The following is a 4,314-nucleotide window of genomic DNA, read 5'->3' as shown; positions in this document are numbered from 1 at the left end:
TCGTTCGAATTGACCTTCGTCGCCATGCTGCTGGCGCTGCTGGTCTCCATTCCGCTCGGTATCATCGCCGCGATCCGCAACGGATCGTGGGTCGACCACGTCATCCGCTTCATTGGCACGCTCGGCGTATCCATGCCCGCCTTCGTGGCCGGCATCGTGCTGATCTTCGTCTTCTACTTCAAGCTCGGGTTGACGCCCGAGCCGATCGACCGGATCGATCCGTTCGTGCTTAAGCCGGCCGCCGTCACCGGACTGCTGCTGATCGACAGCCTGCTGGCGGGCAATCTCTCTGCGTTCGCTTCGGCGCTGGCACGGCTGTTCCTGCCGGCGCTGACCATGGCCGTCATCGTCATCGCGCCGTTGATGCGCATGACGCGGGCTTCCATGCTCGCCGTGCTCGCCAGCGACTTCATCCGCACCGCCCGCGCGGCCGGGATGGGGTGGTGGACCGTCTATGTGAGCTACGGCCTGCGCAACGCGCTGTTGCCGGTGCTGACCACCATCGGGCTGGTCGTTTCCTATCAGCTCGGCGCCAACGTGGTCGTCGAGAAGGTCTTCGCCTGGCCGGGCGTCGGGTCATATGCGTTGAATTCCCTACTGTCGGCGGATTATGCGCCGGTGCAGGGTTATGTGCTGCTGATGGCCTGCGTCTATGTCGTCATCAACACCGCCGTCGACATCCTCCACGCGCTGGTTGATCCGAGGGTCCGGCTCCAATGACGGGCGCGAATCCCGCCGTGCCAAATCTTGCGGATCGCGCCGGCCGCGCATGGCGCGTGCTGGCCCGGAACAAGGTTTCGTTGGCCGCGCTCGTGTTCGTGCCCGGCCTCGCGGCACTGGCCGTGCTCGCTCCCTGGATCGTGCCCTACGATCCCAACGCGACCGATCTCGATCACGTGCTGCAAGGACCCGCCGGCTTGCACTGGTTCGGCACCGACCAGGTCGGGCGCGACGTGTTCAGCCGCGTGCTCGTGGCGGCGCGGCTCGATCTGTCGATTGCGGCATCGGCGGTGATGCTGTCCTTCGCGGTCGGAACGGTCATAGGCGGCGCTGCCGCGCTGTTCGGCGGACTGCCCGATCGCCTGATCGGGAGGCTGACCGACGTGCTCATGACGTTTCCGCTGTTCGTCGTCGCCATGGCGATGGTGGCGGCGCTCGGAAACTCGATTCAAAGCATCGTGCTCGCGAGTGCCCTGGTCAACCTGCCGTTCTTCGTCCGTCTCGCCCGTTCCGAGATCGGCGTGCTGCGCGCGCAGCAGTTCGTCGAGGCGGCCCGCGCCGGCGGCAATACCGAGCTGCATATCCTGTTCGGCTTCATGATTCCGAACGCGCTGCCGACCTTGACGGTGCAGGTGTCGACCGGGCTCGGCTGGGCCGTGCTCAATGCGGCGAGCCTGTCCTTCATCGGCCTCGGCATCCGGCCGCCGACCGCCGAATGGGGGATCATGGTGGCCGAGGGCGCGGCCAACATTCTCTCGGGATTCTGGTGGCTCGCGATCTTTCCGGCGCTTGCGCTGACGCTCACCGTGCTGTGCTTCAATCTGCTCGGCGACGGCCTTCGTGACGTGATCGACGTGAGGACCCGCCGATGACCGAACGATCCCCGCCGCTCCTCGACGTGGAGGATCTCGCCGTGAGCTTCGACATTCATGACGGACGCGTCACGGCCGTCGATGGCGTCTCGCTATCGATGATGCCCGGCGAGACGCTCGGCATCGTCGGCGAGAGCGGCTCCGGCAAGTCGGTCATGGCCTATGGCCTCGTCGGGCTGCTGGCCCCCAACGGCCGCATCGATCGCGGCAGCGTCCGGTTCGAGGGGCGGGACATCCGCGCGGACCGCCGTTGCGCCAAGGCCGTACGCGGGCGCGGCATCTCCTTCATCTTCCAGAATCCGCGCGCGGCGCTCAATCCCATCCGCAGCGTCGGTGACCAGGTGCGCGACGTGCTCGTGACCACCGGTCGCGCGAGCCGGGCGGACAGCGCGGGACGGGCGCTGGAGCTACTCGAGCTGGTCAGGATCGCGCGCGCGAAAGAGCGGCTCGGCGCCTTTCCGCACGAATTGTCGGGCGGCATGTGCCAGCGCGTCCTGATCGCGACGGCGCTGGCCGCCGAGCCGAAACTCCTGATCGCCGACGAGCCGACCACCGGGCTCGACGTCACGACGCAGAAGGTCATCATGGATACGCTCTACGAACTCGGCGCCAGCAAGGGCCTCGCGACCCTCCTGATCACGCATGATGTCGGTCTTGCCGCCCGCTATTGCCGGCGCATCGCCGTCATGTGGGGCGGCAGGCTGGTCGAGACCGGCTCGGCCGCCGACGTGCTGGAGCGGTCGCGCAACGCCTATACCCAGCGCCTCGTGGCGGCGACGCCACGTGTCGGCCGCAAGCTGATCGACCTGCTGCCGCCGGCCGAGCGCGCGGCGTTCCTGCAACCCGAGCCGAGCCGGCCGCCGCCTGCAACGAAGAACGGCGGTCCGCTGCTCGAGGTTCACGGGCTCGGCAAGACCTTCGAGGTGGGCCGCTCGGTTAAACATCACGCCGTGCGCGATGTCAGCCTGAGGTTGGACCGCGGCGCGCGGCTCGGGATCGTCGGCGAATCCGGAAGCGGAAAGACCACGTTGTCGCGCATGATCGCGCGGCTGCTCGACCAGAGCGCGGGACGCATCACCTTCGATGGCGAGGAGATCGGCGCAGTGCCGAGCGCGTCCTTCGGCCCGTCGGCGACGCGGCATCGCATCCAGGTCGTGTTCCAGGATCCGCTCGGCAGCCTCAATCCGCGCTTCACCGCCTTCGACGCCATTCTCAATCCGCTGCGCCGGTTCGAGCCATCGCTGCCGGCCGATCGTCAACGAAAGCGCGTCGTCGAGGCCGCGCGTCAGGCGGGGTTCGACCCGGCGCTGCTGCAGCGCTTTCCGCATCAGCTTTCCGGCGGGCAGCAGGCCCGCATCGGGATCGCGCGTGCGCTGGTGGCGCAACCCGATCTCTTGATCCTGGACGAGCCGACCTCGGCGCTCGACGTCTCGGTGCAGGCGCTGGTGCTCAACCAGCTCGATCTCTTGCAGCGCGAGCTGGGATTGACCTTCATCCTGGTCAGTCACGACCTCAACGTCATCCGTCTGATGTGCGACCGCGTGATGGTGATGCGCTCCGGCGAGGTGATCGAAGCCAATGACGTCGAGACCATCTTCCGCGCGCCGGCGCATCCCTACACGCGGGAGCTGATCGCAGCGATACCGGAACTGCCCCAAGCGATCGTGGAGACGATGCAATGAACGCCGCCTCGGACCTCGGCAATTCCGGCCGCAACGGCAAGGCCGCGGCGACGGCGCCCTGGCGGATCGGCGTCGACGTCGGCGGCACCTTCACCGATCTCGTCGTGGCCGACAGCGCCGGCGCGCTGTTCACGTTCAAGGCGCCGACCGACGTGGTCAACCCGGCCGCCGGCGTCATGGCCGCAGTCCGGCTCGCGGCGGACGGGCTCGGGCTTTCCACCGCCGATCTGCTCGGGCAATGCCGCGTCTTCGTGCATGGATCGACGATCGCGACCAATACCATTCTCGAGCGCAAGGGCGCCGTCGTCGGCCTGCTGACCACCGAAGGTTTTCGCGATGCGCTGGAAATTCGCCGCGGCATTCGCGAGGATGCATGGGACCATCGCACGCCGTTTCCGCAAGTGCTGGTTCCGCGCCGGTTGCGGCTTGCGGTGCGCGAGCGAATGGACAAGAACGGCTGTCCGCAGCGCGCGCCGGACTCCGAGAGCATTGCGGCCGCGATCGGGACATTCCGCCGCGAGGGCGTCACCTCGATCGGGATCTGCCTCATCAACAGCTATCGCAACGACCATCACGAGCGCATCTGCGCCGACCTGATCCGCAGGCTGTGGCCCGAGGTCTGGTTGAGCGTCTCCGCCGACATCGCGCCGGTGCTCGGCGAGTATGAGCGCACGTCGACGACCGTGCTCAACGCCTATGTGACGCCGCGCGTCGTGCCCTATCTGCGCCAGCTCGAGCGCGATATGCGCGCGCAGGGCCTGGCCCATCCGCTGCTGCTGATCCAGAGCAATGGCGGCGCGGCGAGCGTCGAGCAGCTCGCCGACCGCGCCGTGATGCTGGCCTTGTCGGGACCCGCCGCGGGCGCCAGCGCGCTGCGCGCCACGGCCGCGATGGCCGGGCGCCACGATCTCGTGCTGATGGAGATCGGCGGCACGAGCTGTGACGTCACCTTGATGGACGGCGGCGAGATCGCCATGGTCGACCAGCTCGCGATCAACGATTATCACCTCACGCTGCCGTCGGTGGACATTCATTCCATC

The 4,314-nt window shown here is 67.6% G+C and carries 4 protein-coding genes; all 4 read left to right on the top strand.

Annotated elements, in window-relative coordinates:
• Nucleotides 1-720, top strand: a 720-nt coding sequence (locus JOY90_RS25355) for an ABC transporter permease (RefSeq protein ID WP_291693849.1), incomplete at its 5' end; no start/stop codon positions are given.
• Nucleotides 721-737: 17 nt separating this feature from the next.
• Entirely contained in the window at nucleotides 738-1,592 is an 855-nt protein-coding gene (locus JOY90_RS25350) for an ABC transporter permease (RefSeq protein WP_291693848.1), read from the top strand.
• Nucleotides 1,589-3,274, top strand: coding sequence for an ABC transporter ATP-binding protein (nikE, locus tag JOY90_RS25345; protein ID WP_291693847.1), 1,686 nt, complete (start codon nucleotides 1,589-1,591; stop codon nucleotides 3,272-3,274). Before JOY90_RS25350 ends, nikE begins: the two co-directional genes overlap by 4 nt.
• Nucleotides 3,271-4,314 (top strand): hydantoinase/oxoprolinase family protein (locus JOY90_RS25340; RefSeq protein WP_291693846.1); only part of this gene is annotated, 1,044 nt, incomplete at its 3' end. The genes nikE and JOY90_RS25340, both read left to right, overlap by 4 nt.

It is taken from the genome of Bradyrhizobium sp. (assembly GCF_019242285.1).
GTDB lineage: Bacteria > Pseudomonadota > Alphaproteobacteria > Rhizobiales > Xanthobacteraceae > Bradyrhizobium.
This window is presented reverse-complemented; position numbering and strand designations above follow the sequence as displayed.

What these genes read in the sequence shown, in the direction of transcription:
- nikE (WP_291693847.1), top strand. Translation starts at nt 1,589, where the DNA reads ATGACCGAACGATCCCCGCCGCTCCTCGACGTGGAGGATCTCGCCGTG.